The organism is Mycobacterium sp. DL440, assembly GCF_011745145.1.
In the GTDB taxonomy this organism is placed as follows: Bacteria; Actinomycetota; Actinomycetes; order Mycobacteriales; family Mycobacteriaceae; genus Mycobacterium.
This window is the reverse complement of record NZ_CP050191.1, coordinates 163,685-184,401: the sequence shown is the minus strand read 5'-3', so window position 1 is coordinate 184,401 and position 20,717 is coordinate 163,685. Positions and strand designations below refer to the sequence as shown.

General features: G+C 64.4%; 21 protein-coding genes. 6 read left to right on the top strand and 15 right to left on the bottom strand.

The window, feature by feature from the left end; all coding sequences use genetic code 11:
- Positions 1-40: 40 nt before the first annotated feature.
- The 7 genes from HBE63_RS00835 to HBE63_RS00805 all read right to left on the bottom strand — a co-directional run bounded on the left by HBE63_RS00835 (position 41) and on the right by HBE63_RS00805 (position 7,383).
- Positions 41-2,380, bottom strand: a complete 2,340-nt coding sequence (locus tag HBE63_RS00835; protein WP_166902467.1) for an esterase-like activity of phytase family protein — start codon at positions 2,378-2,380, stop codon at positions 41-43.
- 96 nt (positions 2,381-2,476) lie between these two features.
- Complete coding sequence (locus tag HBE63_RS00830) at positions 2,477-2,884, bottom strand: hypothetical protein (RefSeq protein ID WP_166902466.1); 408 nt, start codon at positions 2,882-2,884, stop codon at positions 2,477-2,479.
- Between the two features lie 45 nt (positions 2,885-2,929).
- Positions 2,930-3,289 (bottom strand): hypothetical protein, encoded by a 360-nt coding sequence (locus HBE63_RS00825; protein WP_371814865.1) that lies wholly within the window; start codon positions 3,287-3,289, stop codon positions 2,930-2,932.
- Positions 3,286-5,694, bottom strand: coding sequence for an AAA family ATPase (locus HBE63_RS00820; RefSeq protein ID WP_166902464.1), 2,409 nt, complete (start codon positions 5,692-5,694; stop codon positions 3,286-3,288). The genes HBE63_RS00825 and HBE63_RS00820 overlap by 4 nt, the downstream gene beginning before the upstream one ends.
- Before the next feature lie 101 nt (positions 5,695-5,795).
- Complete coding sequence (locus HBE63_RS00815) at positions 5,796-6,173, bottom strand: type II toxin-antitoxin system death-on-curing family toxin (RefSeq protein WP_166902462.1); 378 nt, start codon at positions 6,171-6,173, stop codon at positions 5,796-5,798.
- Positions 6,170-6,367 (bottom strand): antitoxin Phd, encoded by a 198-nt coding sequence (locus tag HBE63_RS00810; protein ID WP_166902460.1) that lies wholly within the window; start codon positions 6,365-6,367, stop codon positions 6,170-6,172. Before HBE63_RS00810 ends, HBE63_RS00815 begins: the two co-directional genes overlap by 4 nt.
- 56 nt (positions 6,368-6,423) lie before the next feature.
- The gene (locus HBE63_RS00805; protein ID WP_166902458.1) at positions 6,424-7,383 is read right to left on the bottom strand and encodes a mechanosensitive ion channel family protein; all 960 of its coding nucleotides are present in this window, start codon (positions 7,381-7,383) and stop codon (positions 6,424-6,426) included.
- 286 nt (positions 7,384-7,669) lie between these two features.
- On the opposite strand from HBE63_RS00805, the gene HBE63_RS00800 reads away from it, so the two are divergent.
- Positions 7,670-9,733: an OPT family oligopeptide transporter gene (locus tag HBE63_RS00800; protein ID WP_208301272.1), complete on the top strand. Its 2,064-nt coding sequence runs from the start codon at positions 7,670-7,672 to the stop codon at positions 9,731-9,733.
- Positions 9,734-9,759: 26 nt separating this feature from the next.
- On the opposite strand, the gene HBE63_RS00795 is transcribed toward HBE63_RS00800, so the two are convergent.
- The 7 genes from HBE63_RS00795 to HBE63_RS00765 all read right to left on the bottom strand — a co-directional run bounded on the left by HBE63_RS00795 (position 9,760) and on the right by HBE63_RS00765 (position 14,372).
- A complete protein-coding gene (locus tag HBE63_RS00795; protein ID WP_166902454.1) occupies positions 9,760-10,194 on the bottom strand; it encodes a type II toxin-antitoxin system VapC family toxin in 435 nt (144 codons plus the stop codon).
- A complete protein-coding gene (locus HBE63_RS00790; RefSeq protein WP_166902452.1) occupies positions 10,191-10,430 on the bottom strand; it encodes an AbrB/MazE/SpoVT family DNA-binding domain-containing protein in 240 nt (79 codons plus the stop codon). The genes HBE63_RS00795 and HBE63_RS00790 overlap by 4 nt, the downstream gene beginning before the upstream one ends.
- A gap of 55 nt (positions 10,431-10,485) precedes the next feature.
- A complete protein-coding gene (locus HBE63_RS00785; RefSeq protein ID WP_166902451.1) occupies positions 10,486-12,264 on the bottom strand; it encodes a DUF6398 domain-containing protein in 1,779 nt (592 codons plus the stop codon).
- A gap of 183 nt (positions 12,265-12,447) precedes the next feature.
- A complete protein-coding gene (locus HBE63_RS00780) occupies positions 12,448-12,831 on the bottom strand; it encodes a type II toxin-antitoxin system VapC family toxin (protein WP_166902449.1) in 384 nt (127 codons plus the stop codon).
- Positions 12,828-13,043, bottom strand: a complete 216-nt coding sequence (locus HBE63_RS00775) for an antitoxin (protein ID WP_163664374.1) — start codon at positions 13,041-13,043, stop codon at positions 12,828-12,830. The genes HBE63_RS00780 and HBE63_RS00775 overlap by 4 nt, the downstream gene beginning before the upstream one ends.
- A 68-nt stretch (positions 13,044-13,111) precedes the next feature.
- Entirely contained in the window at positions 13,112-13,339 is a 228-nt protein-coding gene (locus HBE63_RS00770) for a hypothetical protein (protein ID WP_166902183.1), read from the bottom strand.
- An 82-nt stretch (positions 13,340-13,421) separates the two neighbouring features.
- Positions 13,422-14,372, bottom strand: coding sequence for a ribonuclease H family protein (locus HBE63_RS00765; protein WP_208301271.1), 951 nt, complete (start codon positions 14,370-14,372; stop codon positions 13,422-13,424).
- 160 nt (positions 14,373-14,532) lie between these two features.
- Here HBE63_RS00765 and HBE63_RS00760 point away from each other — a divergent pair, with 160 nt between their 5' ends.
- The 5 genes from HBE63_RS00760 to HBE63_RS00740 all read left to right on the top strand — a co-directional run bounded on the left by HBE63_RS00760 (position 14,533) and on the right by HBE63_RS00740 (position 20,359).
- Complete coding sequence (locus HBE63_RS00760; protein WP_166902445.1) at positions 14,533-15,231, top strand: endonuclease/exonuclease/phosphatase family protein; 699 nt, start codon at positions 14,533-14,535, stop codon at positions 15,229-15,231.
- Positions 15,232-15,330: 99 nt separating this feature from the next.
- Positions 15,331-15,573: a hypothetical protein gene (locus tag HBE63_RS00755; RefSeq protein WP_166902443.1), complete on the top strand. Its 243-nt coding sequence runs from the start codon at positions 15,331-15,333 to the stop codon at positions 15,571-15,573.
- Between the two features lie 70 nt (positions 15,574-15,643).
- Entirely contained in the window at positions 15,644-16,723 is a 1,080-nt protein-coding gene (locus HBE63_RS00750; RefSeq protein ID WP_166902441.1) for an HNH endonuclease, read from the top strand.
- 229 nt (positions 16,724-16,952) lie between these two features.
- Positions 16,953-19,085 (top strand): AAA family ATPase, encoded by a 2,133-nt coding sequence (locus HBE63_RS00745; protein ID WP_166902439.1) that lies wholly within the window; start codon positions 16,953-16,955, stop codon positions 19,083-19,085.
- A 38-nt stretch (positions 19,086-19,123) separates the two neighbouring features.
- Entirely contained in the window at positions 19,124-20,359 is a 1,236-nt protein-coding gene (locus HBE63_RS00740) for an McrC family protein (RefSeq protein ID WP_166902437.1), read from the top strand.
- Here the strand turns inward: HBE63_RS00740 and HBE63_RS00735 are convergent.
- On the bottom strand, positions 20,340-20,633 hold the full coding sequence (locus HBE63_RS00735) for a DUF4357 domain-containing protein (RefSeq protein ID WP_243858420.1): 294 nt from the start codon (positions 20,631-20,633) through the stop codon (positions 20,340-20,342). The genes HBE63_RS00740 and HBE63_RS00735 overlap by 20 nt on opposite strands.
- Between the last annotated feature and the right edge of the window lie 84 nt (positions 20,634-20,717).

Below are 20,717 nucleotides of genomic sequence, written 5' to 3'. Positions count from 1 at the left end.
TAATGACACGTCGGCCGGTCTCCGGGGCTGAACCGGCGCGCTACCCCTTCAACGCCTCGGCAGCCGGGCCCAGACCGAGGAACACCGTTTCACCGCTGGCGTCGTCGAGCCCGTCGTTGTCGGTGACCACGTAGAGGTTCTGGTTGCCGGCGATCGCGAAGCCTTCGACCTTCTCCTGCACATAACCGTTGGTGGCCTGTAGATCCGGTACCAGATTGCGGGCCAACGTCTTCGGCAGCACCTTTGGCTTGTCGGCCGCGGACTCCACTCCTTGGCCGTCGGGAATCGCCACCCGGTACAGCGCTTTGAGCCGTGCGTCGGGCCCGTTGAGTTTGTCGCGTTCGAGGACCAGCAATTCGCCGTTGTGGACCGCGATTTCGGAGACACCGATCCAGTTGTCCTTGGTGTCGGTGGATTCCAGCTGGTAGCCGAACCATTCCCACTTGTCCCCGGCCGGCGTGTAGCGTCCGATGCGGACCACACCAGTCGGGTCAGACTTGAGCTCACGCTGCAGCACCACCCAGACCGAGTCGCCGGCGCTGCTCGATTGGAAGGCGACACCTTCGAGACCCTGGCCACCCAGCTGGGCTGCAATGTCTTTGGGCACCGGCACGCGCTTCTCGATGCGGCCGTCGGCGTCGACGTAGACGAGCTGGTTGCCGGGGCCGTCCTTCCCTTCGACCGCCAGCACAAATCCTCCGTCGGGCCGGGCGGATACGCCCTCGGTGTCGAGCGTGACCGGCTTGCCGTTCTCGGTGAGCGGCAACTCGGTGTCGATCAGGGCGGGCTTCTGGTTGACGTCGATGCCGAGGATGCGGGCCGGACCGTAAGCGATGTCGGTCGCGGTGTACAGCCGATCCTGGTTTTGTGGGTCCGCCGACAGCGCGCCGAGCGCGCCCCACCCGATCGGGGCGCCGTCGATATCGCCGGAGACGATGGACGGGAAGTCCGGTTTTCCTGCGGCGGCGAATGATTCGCCGAAGCCGTAGAAGTTGACCGAGGCACGCACGTGGGCTTCGGCGTCGTCGGCCTCCGAAGAGATGGCCAGCAGATTGCGCGACGGGATCGGCAGGACACCTTCCGGACCCGGGGTGGTCGGCAGGATCTGCCGGAAGGTCGGCGCTTTGGGATCGCTGACGTCGTAGACCGCGACGAAGTTGCTGCGCTCCGAGGCGATCAGCGCGGTGGGCCGGCCCCCGATGTTGGTGATCGCCAGGCCTTCCGGCTCGGGCCCCTTGGCCTCGGCCCGGCCTTCGCTATGCAGGCCGGTGCGCACCGCGAGCTGTTCGAGGGTGTTGCCGGCATCCCAGACCACGTCACCGGTATGGGCGTCGAAGATCGTCCAGCCGCGGGTGCCGCCCTTCCAGTCTCCCTCGTTGGCGGTGGCCAGGTGGTCGTCGCCGATCCAGCCGATGGCGTCCGGTTCGCGCGGCGCGTCTTTGATCGACCCGGTCTGGTCGATCGTGCCGTCCTTCTTGGTGTCGATACCTTCGACGGATTCGCTTCCGGCACTGAAGATCTTTTGCACCGTGCCGGCGTGGCCGTCGATGACGGCGATGCCGTTGTTTTCCTGCAGGGTCACCGCAACCTGGCCGCGGGAGTTGATGCTGACGTACTCGGGTTCGAGATCCTCGGGGGTGTCCAGGCCGGCTTGCCGTGCGGCTTCGACGTCGAAGTCGAAGTCGACCTTGCGTGGTTTCCAGGTGTTCGGTGCGCCGTTGAGGTCGATCAGTTGCACGAATCCGGTTGGCGGCTGTGGAAGATCGCCTTCCTCCTTGCCGGGCGGGGTGAACTCCTCGTTGCGCTGGTTCTCCATGGCGATCGCGGCGAAGGAGCCGTCGGGGCTGATGGCGATCGAGTCGGGTTGGCCGCCCAGATCGATGCTGTGCACGCGGGTGCGGTCGGTGGCGCGGACGACGTCGACCCGCCCGGACGGATGGGCGAAGTCACCGCCGGTGGTGTCGACGACGACGAGGACGTGGTCTGCCACCGCCGCTACCGAGGTGGGCTGGTCGTCTTTATGGCCCAGCTCTGCGAGGGAAAGCGTGCCTTTCCCAACAGGTTTGGCGGGATCGTGGATGTCGAGGAAGCCGATGCGTTTGGCGGCGGCGTCGGTGTAGATGACGGTGTTGCCGTCCGGGGTGACAGTGGAGATCTCGGCGACGGTCTCCCCCTCGACCGGATCCTCGGCAGGTTTGTTGAGATACACCGGATACGTGGCCGTGCGGTGATACCGGTCCGCGTCGGGCAGGTTCCAGTCGACCGGCGAGGTCGCTTTCGGGGTGTCGGGCGCTTCTGGCGTCCGGTCCTCGGTGGTGCAGCCCGCCAGGATCAACGCTGCGGCCGTGGTCACCGCTGCGGCCCGTCTCGCCGTGTTCATTCGCCACCCTCTTCAGTTGTGCCGGTGCGTCGCACGAGCTTGCCCCGCACAGGTAACTGGCGGGGAGTCCACAGGTGAACGGAAAGCGACGCGTAGCTACAGCGGCGCCGAGAGCGGGCCGAGCACCTGACACTGCGGGGCGATCTCGGCGATGCCCATCCAACCGCCGCATCCTCGACCGGTGGACACGTACGTCGCTCCCGGTTTGAAGGGCGCCAGCACCTCGGCGGGGTCGGCTCCCCTGCCCTGATTGCATTGGATGGGCGAGGCGTTGTCCTGACGCTGCACGCAGGCCACGCTGAAGCGGGGGTCTGCCGGGGCTCCACAGGCGGTCGCGGTGACGGTCGCGCCGACCATATCGGCACCGTCAACGTGAACGACGGCGGGCGGCGACAGTGTGAAATCGCATGGCGGCGCTGGTTCGGCATGGGCCACCGGCGTGATCACGCCGGCGAACCCCGCGATCACGACCCCTGACAACAGCACCAAACAGGCCCGAGCCATGTGCCGATCATAAGTCCGCGGCCTCGCCAATCAGAAGGGCTCGGCTCAGAAGGACTCGGTGGGAATCAGCGAGGCGACCACCCCGCACAGGTGCTCGACCTCCGCGACCGACGGCTGCATCTCGAAGGCGTGCACATGGCAGGCGACGCTGAGTCGGTTCCAGGCCAGCGCCGCGCGGTCGGCGGCCTCCGCGGTGTCCAAGGACTTGAGCACGACAAGCTTGCTGCGCGAATTCGCCCAGGGAGCGTCGGCATTGAGGGCAGTGCACCGCTGATTGATGATCTCCTCCAGGGCCTGTCGGGCCAGAAACGCCGCGACCCGCGACGACAACCCCTCGGCCGCTCCCGGATCCTGCAGGACGCGTTGCGCCTGACCGAGCAGGTTCATCGCATTCATCGTGCTCATCGCAAGGCCAGCACTTCGAGCACGGTCTTCTCCAGATCCCGGGCGTCGTGGATCGAGACCGGTTTCGCGTCGCCGTGGGCGCCCGCATTGCAGATTCGCAGCGCCCGTTTGCGTTCGGGCTTGAGCCATGGCGTCAGATCTGTCGTCGGATCCCCGTGGATCGCCAGGGCCAGCCGGCTCGATGTCTTCTTGGCCGACGACCATCTGTCTTCGGATTCGGTGAGTGCCCGCCCGGCCAGCGCCTCCTTGGCGTAGAAGGTCTGCTTGGCGGCGGATTCCAGTGCCATCCGGAACAACGCCGGCGCCGCCCGGCCTTTGATGTCCTCGGGCATCTTGGCGTCTTTGATCAACGCGAAGATGTCGCCCACCTGTCGCAGCGCCGGATTTATGTTGTCGCGCACGGTGACTCGCGAGCCCGCCTCGCGGACCACCTCGATGAGCCTGGCGTCGACCCCCGTGTCGCGGATGACCGAGGCCAGCCGGTCGTCGTGGGAGAAGACGATCACCTGATGGGTCTTGGCGATCTCGCACAGCACCTGGACGAATCCGTCGATCTTCGACGGGTCCATCGCCTGGATCGGGTCATCGAGGACGACGAAGCGGAAGGGACTCTTCGCCGAGGTCGCGCGCGGCAGGAACAACGCCAGCGCCAGCGCGTGCAGTTCACCCTGGCTCATCACCGACAGCGCCTTGGTGGGTTTGCCGTCGACCGAGCCTTCCAGCACCACCTTGCGCCGGGTGGATGTACCTTCCAGCGAGATCTCGACGAGGTCGACGTTGCTTTCCTGGCGGAGTCGATGCCAGATGTCGCGGGCTTGGGCGGCAATGGGTTTGAGCCGCAGATTGCGGAAGGCGGCAGCGTGCTCGTTGACCCATTTCTTGGCGGCGGCCACGGCGGTGAGCTCGTCGTCCACCGCCCGGGCCTGTTCTTCCAGGCCGACCCAGCCGCCCAGCTGGGCCGCCAGCGGAGCCCAGGCGGTTTCGCGACGCGCGAGTTCGTCGGCCGCGTCGGCACGAAGCGATTCAGCGGCGACGATCGCCTCGGTCAGCGTCGACTCGGCGTGCGCCGCCAGGGCATCGTCGCCGACCGGGATCTTCCGGGCGGCGGCCACCGCGTCGTTGTAGGCGTCGAGCGCCGGGAGTGCGACGCCGGGCACCGCGGCCGCTGCGGTGAGCCCTTGGATCAGCGTGGTGAGGCTTGACCGCGTGGTCTTGAGTTGTTGTGCCGTGGACCGGTATTCGTCGAGCAACTCTTCGCTTTGCGCGATGCTGTTCTGGGCCGCAGTCGCCCAATCCTCGTCGAGGCGTCCCTGCGCGCAGACCGGGCAGTCGGCGTCACCGCCCGTGTCATGGAATCGCAGCGCGGTGCGCAACAGCTCGACCCGTTGACTGGTGAGGTCGATCGCGGCGGACGCGGAGTCGGCCGCGGCGGTGATAGCTGCGCGCAGTTGCCCGACGGCCTCGTCGACGCTGTCGAGGGTCGGCGGCTCCAACAGGGTCAGGGCCCGCAAGGCCGGCGCCACGTCCGATTGAGCCCCCCCCGCCCCGGTCGCCAACGCGCGGACATCATCAAGGGGCACAGGGCGTTTGCGCAGGAGTTTGTCGGCCCGTCCGGCGCGTTCATCGGTGTGCTCGGCCAGCGAGGCCAGGACGCGTCGGCGTTCGGTGTCGGCGGTGTCGCTGGCGGTCTTGATCGCCTTGAGTCGTGCGGCGAGGAGCTTCTCGGTGTCGGCGAGCGCGTCGAGCCCCAGCAGTTTGGCCAGCGCGTCGTACAGCGCGGACGGTCCGCCGTCGAACAGCCGTCCCAGCTCCTCGTAGGACAGCAGCGGGCGGTGCAGTTCCAGGGCCCGCGACCAGCCCAGGGCCGCGGTGCCGTCGACCCGCTTGCCGCCGCCGGTCTGTGTCCAGGTGGTGCAGTTCTCCAGCTTTTCGCCCTGGTCCCATTCCACCGCAACGGTGAACGGGCCGAGCGCCTCGCGGGTGAACCCGACCTGGATCTCGCATGGGTCGGGGTGGTGGAGGTTCTGCCAGGCCTCGGCCCACAGGCTCTCCTTCTTGTTCCAGCGGTAGCTCGTTCCGGTGAGCGTGAGCTCCAGCGCCTCGGCGAAGCTGGATTTCCCCGAGCCGTTGCGGCCGCTGACCACCATCAGACCCGGCGCCGGGTAGAGGTCCAACCGCGCCGACGGGCCGACGCCCCGGAATCCGGAGACCGTGATCGAGCTGAGAAATGTTGGCGCCGGGCTGGTTTCTGTTTTCTCGCCAGTCCCACCCGACACTTCGGCCAGGGCATTGAGGACAATGTCCTTGGCTCCGTCGGACAACGCGTCGTCTGTCCCGAGCAGTTCCAAGATGACGTCGTGCACGGACTGTTCGGCACCTGCGGCGGCCTGACCCTCTTGCGGCATGCAACGATTTAACAACCTGCGCCCGACAAATTTGTCGGGATCGTCAGCCGGGTAGGTTTCGGACCTCAGCCGTCACAGGAGCACCGCGAGACCCACCGCCCCTACGCGCTGAAACCCATCAGCGAAGTCGCGATATGGCCCAGTTCGCACTCCTGGGTCGCGACCTCGTTCATCAGATCTTCGGCTCGATCGACATCAAAGTCGGCCGCTAGCTCAACTCCGTTGATGTATAGGAACACCCACGCTGCGGCCCATGCGGTGCGCTTGTTGCCATCGACGAGCGCACGATTGCGCGCCAGCGATTGCAACAGTGCCGCTGCCTTGTCCCAGAGCTCCGGATACGCATCGACGCCAAATATGGTCGCTTGCGGCCTGGCCACTGCGGCGTCAAGCAAGCCGTAGTCGCGCACCTTCAGCTCAGCGCCAAACGCGATGGACCCCGCCGTGAGCACATCGTCGCGATCCAGATACTCGGTCACGCCAGCCGGCGGTTGAGCTCGGCGGACCGCTCGGCGACGATGCGCGCCGCCTCGGCAACTCTGCGCTTGTGCATGCTGGCGCGCTCCATGACGGCCCCGTGCGCGAACTTCTTCAGCGACAGGTCATCAGCCCGGGCAGCGGCCCGGATCTGCTCCATCTCGGCGTCGTCGAAGTCAATGTTCAGCGAAGGCATAGGTGCAGAATACCTTCTTTAGTACCAAAATTGGTACCTCGTGGCGAGGCCGGCCGTCACTCAGCGTCGCGGCCACCGACGACCGCGTGAATACGGCCCTGCGGGTAGGGCAGATCAATGCCGTTTTCGTCGTAGGCGCGCAGGATCTCCCGCCGGAGCTTGCGCTGCACTGACCACTGCGCGTTCGGCCGGGTCTTCAGCGTCATCCGCAAGGTGAGCTGGTCGGCCGACAGCGACTGCACACCGAGCATCTCGGGTTCGCCGATGACCTTGCCGGCCATCGACGGATCGGCGACCACTTCGTGGGCGGCTTCGACGGCAACCTGCTCGGCGCGGTCCACGTCAGCGGTCAGCGCGACGGGCACCTCGACGCGGGCCACGGCGTAGTCCTGGCTCATGTTCCCGACACGGGCGATCTCACCGTTGCGGACGTACCAGAGGGTGCCGTCGATGTCGCGGACCGTGGTGATCCGCAGCCCGACACTCTGCACCTCCCCGGACACGTCGCCCAGGTCGACGTTGTCGCCGACGCCGTATTGGTCCTCCAGCAGCATGAACACGCCGCTGACGAAGTCGCGGACCAGGTTCTGGGCACCGAAGCCGATCGCGAGGCCGACCACCCCGGCCGACGCGATGAACGGAGCAATGTTCACCCCGAGCACGCTGAGGAGCGCCAAGACGACCCAGACCAGCAGCACAATCGACACGGTGGATTTGAGTACCGACCCGATGGTCTGTGCGCGCTGCTGACGGCGTTCGGCCGCGCGAATAGCGGTGGTCGTCGCCGAGGCCCGGTCCCGCAAATACCGCAGCAACGGAGGTTTTTTCGCTTGCCCTTCGAGTTCGCCGCTAACGGATTTCTTGGTCCTGCCGGTGGTCGCGCGGTTGATCATGCGATGCAGCAAAAATCGAATGATTAACGCGACAACGATGTACGCGACAACCCGAATGGGAGCCTCGATCAGCCAATGCCGATTGGTATCGGTCCATTCGAAAGCCAGGTTGTACACAGCCATATTTTCGACCGTACGGCAGAACTGACGCCCACGTCGAACAAGCGGAACGGCTCACGTTGGCCAATCGGCAAATCGACTGTGCCGATATCGAATTCACCTCCGGGCAATGTAGGGACCTATGTCACCGCACATGCCTGATTTCATGTGCCCTCCAGCCTCATCAGCACCGTCTGAAACGGGCACGCAACCTCTCCAGACGCTGGGTTGCCGCGAACGAGTTTCGGCTGCCCGCTTTGCCGTGCGGCCCGCGTTCTCTGCGTCGATCATCCCGCGCTATAGCGCACCAATGCATACCGTGTATCCACCGAATCGTCGCGTCAGCGACAGCCCGGGAGGCAGCAACCGAGAGGAGGCCGCGTTGGCCACGGAAAGCCAGGTAGACCCCACCACGCCGACGCTGCGCGAGCTCACCGTCCGCGGCATCCTGCTCGGCGGAGCGATCACGCTGGTGTTCACCGCCGCCAACGTCTACCTCGGTCTCAAGGTCGGCCTGACGTTCGCCACCGCCATCCCGGCGGCGGTGATCTCGATGGCCCTCCTGCGCAACTTCGCCAACCACTCCATCGTGGAGAACAACATCGTGCAGACCGTCGCCTCGGCGGCCGGCACGCTCTCGGCGATCATCTTCGTGCTGCCCGGGCTGATCATGATCGGCTGGTGGACCGGGTTCCCGTACTGGATCACGGCGGCCGTGTGTGCGGTCGGCGGCATCCTCGGCGTGATGTACTCCATCCCGCTGCGCCGGGCCCTGGTGACCGGCTCGGATCTGCCCTATCCCGAAGGGGTGGCCGCCGCCGAGGTGCTCAAGGTCGGTGACAGCACGCAGGGCGTCGAGGAGAACCGCGTCGGCATCCGGGTGATCGCGTTCGGCGCGCTGGTATCGGCCGGATTCGGGCTGCTGGCCAACCTGAAAGTGCTCGCCAACTATGTGGCGGCGTACTTCCGCGTCGGGGCCGGTGGGTCGATGTTCGGCGCCAGCCTGTCGCTGGCGTTGATCGGGGTGGGCCATCTGATCGGGATGACTGTGGGCATCGCGATGCTCGTCGGGCTGGTGATCTCCTTCGGGGTGCTGCTGCCAATCCGTACCATCGGGACGTTCGGGACCGACGAGTCCGTGGCCGACGTCATCGACGGCGTGTTCGTGCACGAGGTGCGGTTCATCGGCGCCGGGGCGATCGCGGTGGCCGCGGTGTGGACGCTGCTGAAGATCCTGCGCCCGATCATCAAGGGCATCACCGAGGCGATGGCCTCGGCACGAGACCGGCGGGACGGCCAACTGGTCGACATCACTCAACGCGATATCCCGTTCCCCCTCGTGGTGGGGGTCATCGTGGCGATGCTGGTCCCGATCGCGGCGCTGCTGTGGGGCTTCAGTCGCGGCACCGCACTGCAGGGCAGTTCGGCCGGGATCATCGTGGCGAGCCTGGTGTTTATCTTCGTCATCGGCCTGGTCATCGCCGCGGTGTGCGGCTACATGGCCGGCCTGATCGGCTCGTCGAACAGCCCGATCTCCGGGGTGGGCATCCTGACGGTGCTGATCGCCGCACTGGTGATCAAGGTGGTGTTCGGCCGTGCCGACGATGACCAGTCGCTCGCGCTGGTGGCCTTCACCCTGTTCGTCGCGGCCGTCACGTTCGGGGTGGCCACCATCTCCAACGACAACCTGCAGGACCTCAAGACCGGCCAGCTCGTCGGCGCCACACCGTGGAAACAGCAGGTGGCCTTGGTGATTGGCGTTCTGTTCGGGTCGGCGATCATTCCGCCGGTGCTCGATCTGATGCAGCAGGCCTTCGGGTTCCTCGGCGCACCGGGGGCCACCGACCACGCGCTGGCCGCACCGCAGGCCGCGTTGATCTCCTCGCTCGCCAAAGGGGTGTTCGGCGGATCCCTGGACTGGTCACTGATCGGCCTGGGTGCGGCGATCGGGGTAGTGATCGTGATCGTCGACGAAATCCTCACCCGCACATCACGGTTCAGCCTGCCGCCGCTGGCGGTCGGGATGGGCATGTACCTGCCGATGAGCCTGACGCTGATCATCCCGCTCGGCTCGCTACTGGGTTGGTTCTACAACCGGTGGGCCGACCGGAAGGGTGGCGATGTTGACCGCAAGAAGCGACTTGGCGTGCTGCTGGCCACCGGTATGATCGTCGGTGAGAGCCTCTACGGCGTGGTGTTCGCCGGGTTCGTCGCCGGCACTGGGAGCGATGATCCGTTCGCGATCTTCCCCGGGAACGACGGGACTTTCGCCGAGGTGGTCGGGGTGGCCGGGTTCGCGGCGGTGCTGCTGTGGCTGTACATGCGGACGCGGAAGATTTCTGCGCGCGAGCTGCCCGCTTCTTCGGAGGTATAGGCGTCCCAGCCGTCAGCGACGGACCGTCATGGTGCAGCGTTGTCTACCAGCACCTCGGTGCGCACCCCGAGTACTTCGTAGGTCGATCGTGCACGCGCATCCCGGGTGACCAGCACGGCACCACGCTCACGAGCGGCCAGCGCAACGAGTCCGTCATAGGTCGCCCCGCCGGCGATGCCCCGCCGGGCGAGCTCGCGGTGCGCAACTCGTGCGGCACGTGCGCCGAGGGAAAAGGATTCTGGAAAGTTCTCGTCGATCAGTGCCAGCGCGTCGGCAGGAGTCACCCGAGCGTCACCCGGCAGGCGCGTCAGCACCGAGTACGTTTCGGCCAGCGCATGCCCGCTGAGCCCGAGGGTGCGCCCTTTCGCCCACTCCGCGACCGCAGCGTGTTGCCGGTGCGAGCTCACCAAGAGCGGCACCCCGACGCTCGTGTCGACTGCTGTGAGCGACGCTGGCGTCAACGCCGTCCCGAATCGATGAGCGCAAACATCATCTCGTCGGTCACGACCGTATCGGCCCGGGCGATCAGGCGCCCGTTCTCATCCCGCTCGAGGCGCGCGGTTCTCCCCCCGGGGATGACGTGTAATCCGCCGCCGTAAGCAGAAATGTCGACGGTCGTACCTGGCGCCAGACCCAATGCATCACGTAACTGCTTCGGCAGCACAATCCGGCCACCGGAATCGATGACAGCCTCCATGGGATCATAGTACCAGCGAAATCCCATTTACTACCTTGTCGAACTGGAATCTGGATTACTCCAGGTCATGCGACGCGATCCGCTGACGGAGGTGGTCACGCCGCCCGATGATCCATTCCCGACGATCGGCGATCAGATAGTCGGGTGAGCCGAGTTCCACGGCATAGGTTTCGTCCCGGAAGCCACCGGCCCGCAGCATGACGGCGCCGCGCTGCGAGGGGCTGCTTTTGATGTCGAAGTGCCTCACGATGTCGGCGGCCCGAAGATCGGAAGTCCACTCGAAAAGGCCGTTCGCCTTACCCGCGATCCACACCACCGCTGCGGCCGCCGTATCCGCCGCTGCTTTGCGCCTGAACACCGCAGGCCCTTCGGAGGCAACGCGGGCGAGCACGCGACGGGCGACCGTTCGGTATTCGACATCATCGAGCAGCTCGTCGCAGCAGCGGTCGGTCAGCTCGAGCACTTCGGCTACCCGCGCGGCGATGTCGTCAGGAATCCCCGTCCAGTCGAATGGTTCGTCGGGCAGCGGCACGGTGTCGAGCCGGTCCAACTGCTCGTGGCTGCCAACCTCCTGCGCCAGGCTGTCCAGCTCCATTTCCTCGGACCAGTGCGGCTCGTCGAACTCCGACGGCGCTGTATCCATGCCGAGCGCACCGAGCAGCGCTGCCGGCCCCTGTGGCCGGGGTGAGCGGATCACTTCCTGGTATTGCGGAGCGTAGGCATCGATCGCCGCCAAGGTCTGCTCCGTCAGTTCCGCTCGTACCCCAGATTCGTTGTGCGCAAAGCACACAAAGGCCCGTAATAGCTCCGGCGCGTTGGCGAGATAGTCGGCTGGTGCGACGATCTTGCGAGGCAGCCAATCCATGAACAGGATCTCGACCTGAACACCGCTCCAGCGCAGCGGGTCACCGGGTCCGTAGTCGGTGCCATACCAGAGCAGCGAATCGAGCAGTCCGCGATGATCGTCGTCATCGAGCGGGCGGCCCCACTTCGAGGCGAAAAACCGATCTGCGAGCTGCTCAGTCTTCGCCGAATCCCATTCGGGCCGTTGATAACCAGATCCCCCTTCGGGCAATCCGCGGGTGACCCATTCGATCAGCGGGCGGCACGCGGGCCACGTCTCGGTTTCGACCGGGGGGAAGGTGATGACGGCGATTTCGATCGCCTCGTCGAGCCACGCGCGCGCATCAGCCAGGCTGAGTTCCTCCCAGATCACGTCCGGGTCGTCGGCGATGCGCTCGTACTGGGCGAGGACGTCGGCCATCGGCTCGGACAGCACGAAGGCATCCTTGACCAGCTGGCCCATGTTGTGGTCGACGTAGACGACGAGGGTGAGCTCGTGGCTGTCCGCCAGCCGCACCCCGATGATGATGTTGTCGCCGTCGCCCAGGATGTGACCCATCCGCACGGCCCGGGTGGCCGACGTCTCGGCCAGCCCGCTCAGCCACTGGGGTCCAGCAGCGGGACGGGTGACCAGTTCACGGTGGATGCGTGCACGCAGGAGATGGTCGTGATCGGCCAGCGCGGCGATCACCGCCAGCAGTGCCGTGGTTTCCGGTGTCGGCACGTCGATGAACGTCGCGGCGAGCTCTTCGCGGGTCGGCGCATCCGGAGCTGACTCGGCTTGGGCGAATGGATGGTTTCTGCCTCGCGGGTCGACTGCGGTCAGCAAGCTGCTGACATAGCTGAGCAGATGCAGCGGATCCGGATCGGCCATGGCCGTGCCTACTACGTCGAGCAGATCCGGCTCGGCCCGCTGATGGTGCATCGAACGGCCCTCCCGGCGCACGTTGCGATGCTTGGTGGCGCGGCGTGGGCGGTTCGATTTCGACATGGAGCCACGCTACAAGCGGACACAGACGATTTCTGGGCCTGGTCTGCGCGCTTCGGCGGCAAAGTCGATCTGAAGCCCGGTATCGGTGCTGACGCCCGGTGCTTCCGGGTCGGCCGGCCTGCTCTCCGTGTCGGATTACTGTCAGTATCAGCAGCAATCCGCGGCCTTATGTGACTGCGTAGCTCACCGAGGCACGACAGTGAAGGTGCATCGAGGTCCATTTGCCCCAGACAACCGGGCATCCGCCGTGACCAGGGCGCAATCTAGGTTTTCGGCAAGCGCGACATACATTGCGTCGTATGTCGTTACAGCGGCTCGCAGTTCCCAGACACGTTCCAGGAGTGGTGCAGCGGCGTAACGAATCAGCCCCAGCTTTCGCCAGACATAGAGCGCCCGATGCGCATCCTCTGCCCGCAGTAGGTTGGCTGCGACCTGCCGCCGCAGCACGCTGACGACTTCCGCGTCCACCAGGTGCGGCGCATGGACTGTTTCGACAGCAAGTAATCGCCGCGCCGGGCCATCATTCAACAGCGCCGAGATTGCCGCCGACGCGTCGAGGACAATCACCTGCGTTCGGATTCCAACTGCTCGACGATCGTTTCTGTAGGAATGTCGAGATCCGGCAACGTGGCGACCAAGGCAGCATTGTCGACTCGGCGAGTCGCAGCATCGAGTTCACGGATCGCGACGGCAGTCACCGACGTGCTCGCCGCGCGCGCCATCCGTTCGAGTCGATCCATGACCTCGTCGGGGACGTTACGCAGATGCAGAGTTCGCACCGTCCCAGCGTACGCATATTGCTTGCACTGCGCTAGCATTTTGCTAGCACCTCGGGGCGTCATCCTTTCTAGCCCGCATCGTCGAGATCCCAGCGCTCCGCCTGCCTCAGGATCTCCCGCTTGTCGCGAGACCTCAGGCCGTCGATCGCAGCGATCGTTCGCGCCGTCAGCTCGTCGCGAATCCCGCTCTGCGCGTGGGCGTATGGGATGAATGCGCGTAGCAGGTCGGGTGCATCCAGCACGAGGGGTTGCCACAGACCCTTTGCGTCCAGGGCTTTCATGAACGTCGGTTGCATGACGTAACCCGGGCGCGTCGACACCCTCGATCGCTCCCGACATCCGTATGCGTCGGATCGAGCGAGCGCGCTTGCGTGTCAGCTACGCCGACACGCTGGCCGCCCGACGGAACTCCGCGGCGAACGCCTGCGCGATGCCCGCGGCGCGGCGGTGGTACTCGTCGTCGTCCAGGTCCGCATCCCCGCGTCGATACCGGGAACCCAACCGCGCCAACGCATCGGCCCCTTCATTCAACGGATCCCCGGAATGGCCGGGAACCCAGCGTAATTCGAACCTGCTGCGCTCGAGATAGATGCGACGCCGGGCGGCGTGCAGGCAGTGATCGCGATCAGGGATCTCCGCCGGGTAATCGGCGGGCATGGCCGGCTCACCGCGCTTCCACCGGTTCACCATGGCGATGGCGAGCCGGCTGTCGGACAACACCGTCAGGTGGTGGCGGGGCAACGCGGACACGGCCGCGCCGATCGCACGCAGCTCGGCAACGAGCACCGGTTGAGTACCGACCCGGCGCGACGACGACCGGTACCCGGCCACCCCGTAGTCTCCGGACGAGGCGAGCCAGCCGAACCCGGCGTGCCGCTGGCGCACCGAGCCGTCGGTGGCGACGGTGACGGGCCCGCCATAGATCGCTCGTGGTGACGGCGGACCCGGCTGCCCCGAGCCGGCTTTCTGTGCGCGGGCGGCGGCAGCTTCCAGCAGTGATTGATCGGCATGGTCGGGACGCTCGATCCACCAATCCCCTGCCGCATCCGAGATCTGACCGGCATAGCGCCACAGCGGGCTGCCGCTGGTCAGGTTCACGACGAATCGGATCCGCTCCGATCCCGGGCGCCCGGCACGGAGCGCGTCGATGGCGTCCAGCACGGCTACCTCGGGGGTGGGTGCCGCCGCCACTCCTGAGCACGACCACGACTCTCCGACCGCGGCGTACCTGTACCCAAACGCCATCTCGGACACCGCGATCGCAATCGACTCGGCCGGGCGCGGGTGTGCGTACACCAGGTCGATGCGCCTGGGTCGCGCCTGAGGCACCTGAACCATCTCTCACCTCCCGCGGGTTTCGTTGGGGCGACAGTAGAGGCAGGCACTGACATGGCATCGGTGCGCGAGCCGGGCTCGACCGAGTTGTCGGTGCCCCCGTTCATACTGTTCGGCTCGCTGGAGATTCCATGCCGAGCGAGAGGACATCGGCATGACGACCAGCATCGCCACACTGAACATCCGCCACGGTGGCCGCAAGTTCGGTGAGGCACTCACGGCCCGGCTGCTCAGCTATGACGCCGATCTGCTCGTGGTGACCGAATTCCGGGCCAATGACGCGGGCATTGCCCTGGTCGCCCAACTCGAACACGCTGGATACACGACCACCCATCCCGTGGCCGATCCGAAGCAGAACGGCGTGCTCATCGCCTCCCGCACCCCCATCGACCGGGCGGCACCGTTCACCCGGGATCTGCCCGCCCGGCACCTGTGGTGCGCCGAGTTCGACGGGACCATCATCTGCGGTGTCTACCTGCCGCAGGCCCAGGCGAAACTCCCCTACTGGGAAGCGCTGATCGACCGAGCCCGCCGCAGCGGCATCGACCTGCTCATCGGCGACTTCAACACGGGCAACAACGATCTCGACAAAGATCCCAAGGGCACCAACTTCGTCGGGCCGGAGATGCCCGGCCGCCTGATCGCCACCGGGTACACCGATGTGTGGCGGTCGCTGCATCCGACCGCGCGCGAGTACTCATGGTTCAGTCGCCCCGGCAATAACGGGTTTCGCCTCGACCATGTGTATGCCACGCCTGATTTCGCACAACGCGTCAGGTCGTGCGAATTCGACCATGCACCGCGGATTGCCGGCGAGACCGACCACTCGGGGCTTGTTGCCTCGTTCGAGTAGTAAAGAGGATCAGCGCCGATGTCGAGATGTGGACCGCGTACCCAGTGGCCGATGAGCATCATCTGTGGATCGCAAACCCCTGCACCGCATCGTGTTCGCGTGACGTTCTACATGAGCTCCGACATGGAGACCGTTGACCTCGCGGTGCACGGCAATGAGCGCGGAGCGACACCTCAAGAGGCTGTTGCCCGCACCAAGGAATATGTCCTCGTGCAGCTGCACCGAGTGATCACGCAGCGGGGTGGCACGTTCGAGCGGTGGTGGGCCGAAGACGACGACGGCAACCTCCTCGAAGCGCGCGACGACTACCAACGGCCGCGCCGGCCGCAGATGTGGAGTTAGGCGGGGTTGTCCGGTTTCGACGATCGCGTCCACGCGTCTGAATGCCCGCGCGCCGTGGTAACAAGGATTCGTGCCCGACGCCTTCGATCCCCTGCTGCTCGGTCAGCGCGTGGTGGCGATCCTCGAGACCGGTGCCCGGGTGGCGACGTACAAGCTGGCCACCCTGGTGGCGCTCATCGACCAGTGTATCGAGAACCTTCCGGAGCATCCGTCGGATCCGTTGACGGTGCCCATCTCCGACCTCGCGCACCGAGTGCTGGAACTGTACTGGCGCCAGGTGCGCCCGTTCGAGGGCCATGATCTTCGGCAGTCCACCGGTGAACGCGAACGAATTCCTCGCGCCGTCAGGGTATTACGCTCGGCGGGGGCCAGCTCATCGCTGAGTGTCGCGATGACAACGGCACCGGAGATCTACCAAGCGTCCGTCGACGACATCGGCCTTTGCCTGGCGCAACAGCCATTGTACCGGCTGCAGCGCCTGCCCGGCGCCGACACCAGCGCGCCGTTTCTCTACGACGACAGCTTTCTGCATTCCAACGTCTCCCGCCGAACGCTGCGTGCACACGGTAACGCGATCCAGTTGATGCCTGGGGTTGCGACCGGCCTGGCTCGGCTGGCCGGACTGCTCAAACCCGCCCTGGAGATCATGTGGGTCGACGATGTGCGACGGATGAACAAGTTCCTCACCGCCGAGGTGCCGGATATCGCGGGCCATTTGTTCGGCCGGGACCGCACCGCGCTGGCCGCCGTGCGCGGACCGTTCAAAGAGGCGTTCACCCCGCACTGCTTCTACTGCAACGCGCATCTGCCGGCGGACAACCCGATCGATCATGTGCTGCCGTGGTCGCTGGTCGGTATCGACGGGCTGGCCAACCTGGTGCTGGCCTGCTCGCGCTGCAACACCGACAAGCGGCACGCGCTGCCTGCGGTCGAGATCGTCACCGAGGTGCTGGCGCGCGATCGGGCGGTGCTGGAGCAGATCGCCCACGAAATCCGTTGGCCCACTGAGCACAACCGGGTCGTGGCAGCGGCCCGCGGGATCTATGCCAGCCAGCCGCCGGGGATCGCGACGTGGTCCGGATACAAGTCGAGTGCGCGGCTGGACATCGCTTTCGTGCCGGGGTGGATCCGGGCGACGACAGAACCGTGACGGTTGTGTTTCCTGCTTCGACCCTGGCATCAGGCGAAGTTCCGGGTTCACGTGCTGTCGCAGGGCCGACCGCACCTGCGCGCGTCCGACAATCCTCTGTCAGTGCCTGACCTCATACTTGTCCGATTGGTTGAACTGCGGTCGAGATCGCGGTCCCGCTCTATCCCCAAGCCGACGCTGTGTGGGGGCCACCTCGGATAGGGTCGTCCGTGGAGTACAAGGAGCAAAAATGTCGGCAATTAATGACCTGGGCACCAAGGCGTACAGCGGCATGGGGCGGGAAGGTACGCCGTTCATCGAGACCCTCGGTCCACGGATCATCAATGACGGCATTCTCGACGGCCGTTCGGCACTCTCCCCTAGCGAGCATGTTTGGACCGTACCCACAGCGGAGGAGCTGATCGCGGTCTACGTCGATAGCCCCGACACGTCGAGCGACAGCTTTGACAACAAGCTGCGCAAGCAAGTCAGCACGATCTCCCGAGAAGCCTGTCTACTTTTCGCCGACCTGATCTTGCTCAACCTGTTACCCCTCGGAGACTACGGCGCAGTCCGGAAACGCGAACTGATCCAGCTCCCGATAGAGCAGCTTGATCCCCCTGTAGCGACGCCCGCTGATATCGATGCGGCGCTATCTCACGGCATGTTTCGGGGTGGCATCGGATTCAAGAGTGGTCGGTTCGCGCGGCTACGGTGGCTTATCACCTTCGCCCACTACGCATGTGGACAGTCCGAAGACTCTCGCCGTACCGCTTTGAGTGACCCGCTTTCATTCCGGGAGTTTGTCCGCAATGCCCCCGGCGGCACCGAGGCCGCCCAACGCCAATCACTTCTCTATTTGGCGTTTCCATGGTTCTACCTTCCAACAATCATCCCTACCCAGCGCCAGCAGATTCGCGATGCGTTCGCAGACGAATGCCTTCCCGATGGCGCTACAGACGATGTCGACATCGATCTCCACCGGATATATGCACAACTGACGAAGGCGGCATCAGGGCCCATCGATTTCTATCGTGATCCGCGGTACGAAAAGCGTTGGAGGAAACCCCAACAGCGAGAGCGAAGGGTGTGGATATTTCAGTCGAACCCTAAATACTATGACCTGCGGGAGTATCTCAAAAAGCCAGACATCGGACCAGGAACCACTGACAGTTGGTTGTTACGTCAGCATGTCGATGACGTCGCCGATGGCGATACTGTCCTGCTGTGGGTGTCCGGTCCTGACGCCGGCATCTACGCGACGGGCACGGTCGTCGGAGATAGCTTCGTTCGCCCACGCGAAGAATGGGAGGCCGACGGCGCCCCCGCCGAGAGCCTCGCGATCGGATACCGTCTCGACCGCAGTCTGCTCGACCACCCAGTGAAGCGGGAGAATCTTGTCACCGATCCAATCTTGAAAGAGCTGCGAATCATCAAGCAGCCGAGCGGCACAAATTTCGCGGTCACGAATCATCAGTGGGAAATGTTGCGGAAACATTTGGACCGCACGGATGGCATCGATAGTGCCGGAGGCGCGCTCGACCACGACTGGCTAATCGGCGAGATCTACTGGAACAAAGATGAAGTCGATGATCTCGTCGAGACATTGCGCACCCGTCGACCGCAGGTGATCTTGGCAGGCCCACCCGGAACTGGAAAGACGTACGTGGCCGAGAAAGTAGCCAAGTATCTGACAGGCGGAACGCCAGATGCTGTACAGGTCATCCAGTTTCATCCCAGCTTCGCGTATGAGGACTTCGTGGAAGGTCTCCGTCCAGTGTCCGAGAACGGGCAAGTGTCCTTCAAAGTCGTAGAGGGCAAGCTCATCACGATGGCGGACCGGGCACGTAGCGCTCCCGATCAAAGCTTCGTCTTGGTGATCGATGAGATCAACCGGGCAAATCTACCGAGCGTGTTCGGCGAACTGCTATACCTTTTGGAATACCGCGGCAAAGAGATCCAGCTTCTTCATCGAGAGAGTTTCTCGTTGCCTAGCAACCTCTACATCATCGGCACCATGAATACCGCGGACCGAAGCATCCGTAGCGTCGACACAGCGTTGCGGCGGCGCTTCGATATTTTCGACTGCGCACCCCGCGCCGAGATCCTGGAACGGTACTACGACCGTGAAGAGAATCTTTCGGATGTCGACGATCTGGTCGATGGTTTTCAGATACTAAATCACAAGTTAAGCGACCACATCGATGATCACCACACTATCGGACACAGCTTCTTTATGCGCAGCACCTACACCGCAAACGATCTACGCCGTACGTGGTACCGCCAAATCCTTCCCCTCTTGAGTGAGTATTTCTTCGATCAACCAGCATTGGTCGATGAGTTCTCGTTCGATGAACTGTGGCCCAGCCAGCGTGCGACATGAGAACCGTGCGACTCACTGAGTCATCCGACACAACGGTGATGCTGACGAACGAGGAAGTAACCAGCCTCCAGCACATCGGCGAGAGGCTCGCATCGCAGAGGCGATGGTGGGGCAGCGACGAATCTAACGAAGAACAGTCGCCGAGGACCGTAGTGCGCTGCCACGGGGTCGCCGGCTCCGAATATCGGGTTCGGGTGTCAGATGCAATCGGTGTGATCGGACTTGAACACACTCAGATCATCGTCGAGCCCAAGATCGCGCTTGCGCACCTGTTGTATCTGTTCGCAGCATCAGAGCAATTCCCTCGCCACCTGCTCGAGCGAACTCAGCTCGGCTCCGATCCAAGCTTCTTCAACGTCATCGCAATGTGGTTTGTTCAATCTTGTGAAGAGCTGCTCCGGCATGGCTTGGTAAGCGACTACACCCGTGTTACTGGAGATCTCGCATGCGCACGTGCACGCATTCATACAGTGAAGACCGCGCGTTCGGTTCTCGTGGGTCGACCCGTAATCCGCTGCGACTACGACCTACGAAGCGATGACACAAGTTTGAACCGGGTCTTGAAAGCCGCCTCGCTTCGACTGCAGGGGTGGCCTGGCCTGTCCGATGACCTGCACGCGCGATGCCGACGGATTCAATACCGGCTAAGTGACGTCGGTGACCTCGAATATTGGGACACGATGGTGCGCCTCGACGCGCTCACGCGCATCTACAAGGATGCCCTCCCCTTAGCACTTCTGATCCTAAAAGGAAGCAGTGTCGCGATACAGCAAGGTGCCCACAGCATGTGGACATTCCTGTGTAGAACGCCCGACGCAGTCGAGGCCGGTGTGCGAAACAGCTTGTCTCAGCGCCTAGGAACGCACTGGAACATCACCAAACGAGGGATCGTTGTGACCGGCGACAGGAAGCGGAAACTCAACCCAGATCTGGTGTTTGGGGACTCGGCCGCAGTCGGAGATATCAAGTACAAAATCTCCCCTGACGGATCAATCGGTCGTGCCGATCTGAATCAGATTACGACATTCGCGACAGGGTATGGAGTCAATGCCGCAGTCGTCATCGGGTTCAGCAGTGAGGAAGTCGGCGAGCGGGTCGGCATCGGGCCAGTGGATATCCGCGGCATCAACTGGAACACCGACGAGCCCGATCCGGAAAGCGCCGCCGATCACCTCGCTGATCACCTCGCCAGTTGGTTGAAATCGATGTCAAGCACCGGTATTTCGTACCCCCGACTGCGCGCGCCGCGGCATCCTACTGTGAAGATTCGTTGAGGTGTGTCTCTTCCGCCGCCGACAGGGCCATTTGTTCGAGATCGTTTATGGATCGACCCTGGCCATCACGCCAGTTGGCGCGTCCGTTGGTATCGCCACCAACCAGCACAGAACCTGCGGCTGACGGGCTGGACAACAGATGGTCTTTCAGGAAAACGATTTCCTCGCCCCCAATCTTGATAATGCCCTCCTGTAGCAGGACGTCTCGATGCGCCGCGAGGCCGGCCCGAGCCGACGGACGGAGCGCAGAGCGACCTTTAGAACCGGCAAGCACCAACAGACCCCCAGAGGTCTGATAGCCGCTTGCGTGACATCCAGATTCTTGGAATAACAACAACTCCTCGGCAAGTTCGGGTCT

Excerpts from the sequence above, each read along its gene's own strand:
- HBE63_RS00835 (WP_166902467.1), bottom strand. The coding sequence starts at position 2,380 with ATGAACACGGCGAGACGGGCCGCAGCGGTGACCACGGCCGCAGCGTTG.
- HBE63_RS00830 (WP_166902466.1), bottom strand. The coding sequence starts at position 2,884 with ATGGCTCGGGCCTGTTTGGTGCTGTTGTCAGGGGTCGTGATCGCGGGG.
- HBE63_RS00825 (WP_371814865.1), bottom strand. The coding sequence starts at position 3,289 with ATGAGCACGATGAATGCGATGAACCTGCTCGGTCAGGCGCAACGCGTC.
- HBE63_RS00820 (WP_166902464.1), bottom strand. The coding sequence starts at position 5,694 with ATGCCGCAAGAGGGTCAGGCCGCCGCAGGTGCCGAACAGTCCGTGCAC.
- HBE63_RS00810 (WP_166902460.1), bottom strand. The coding sequence starts at position 6,367 with ATGCCTTCGCTGAACATTGACTTCGACGACGCCGAGATGGAGCAGATC.
- HBE63_RS00805 (WP_166902458.1), bottom strand. The coding sequence starts at position 7,383 with ATGGCTGTGTACAACCTGGCTTTCGAATGGACCGATACCAATCGGCAT.
- HBE63_RS00800 (WP_208301272.1), top strand. The coding sequence starts at position 7,670 with ATGCATACCGTGTATCCACCGAATCGTCGCGTCAGCGACAGCCCGGGA.
- HBE63_RS00790 (WP_166902452.1), bottom strand. The coding sequence starts at position 10,430 with ATGGAGGCTGTCATCGATTCCGGTGGCCGGATTGTGCTGCCGAAGCAG.
- HBE63_RS00785 (WP_166902451.1), bottom strand. The coding sequence starts at position 12,264 with ATGTCGAAATCGAACCGCCCACGCCGCGCCACCAAGCATCGCAACGTG.
- HBE63_RS00770 (WP_166902183.1), bottom strand. The coding sequence starts at position 13,339 with ATGCAACCGACGTTCATGAAAGCCCTGGACGCAAAGGGTCTGTGGCAA.
- HBE63_RS00760 (WP_166902445.1), top strand. The coding sequence starts at position 14,533 with ATGACGACCAGCATCGCCACACTGAACATCCGCCACGGTGGCCGCAAG.
- HBE63_RS00745 (WP_166902439.1), top strand. The coding sequence starts at position 16,953 with ATGTCGGCAATTAATGACCTGGGCACCAAGGCGTACAGCGGCATGGGG.
- HBE63_RS00740 (WP_166902437.1), top strand. The coding sequence starts at position 19,124 with ATGCTGACGAACGAGGAAGTAACCAGCCTCCAGCACATCGGCGAGAGG.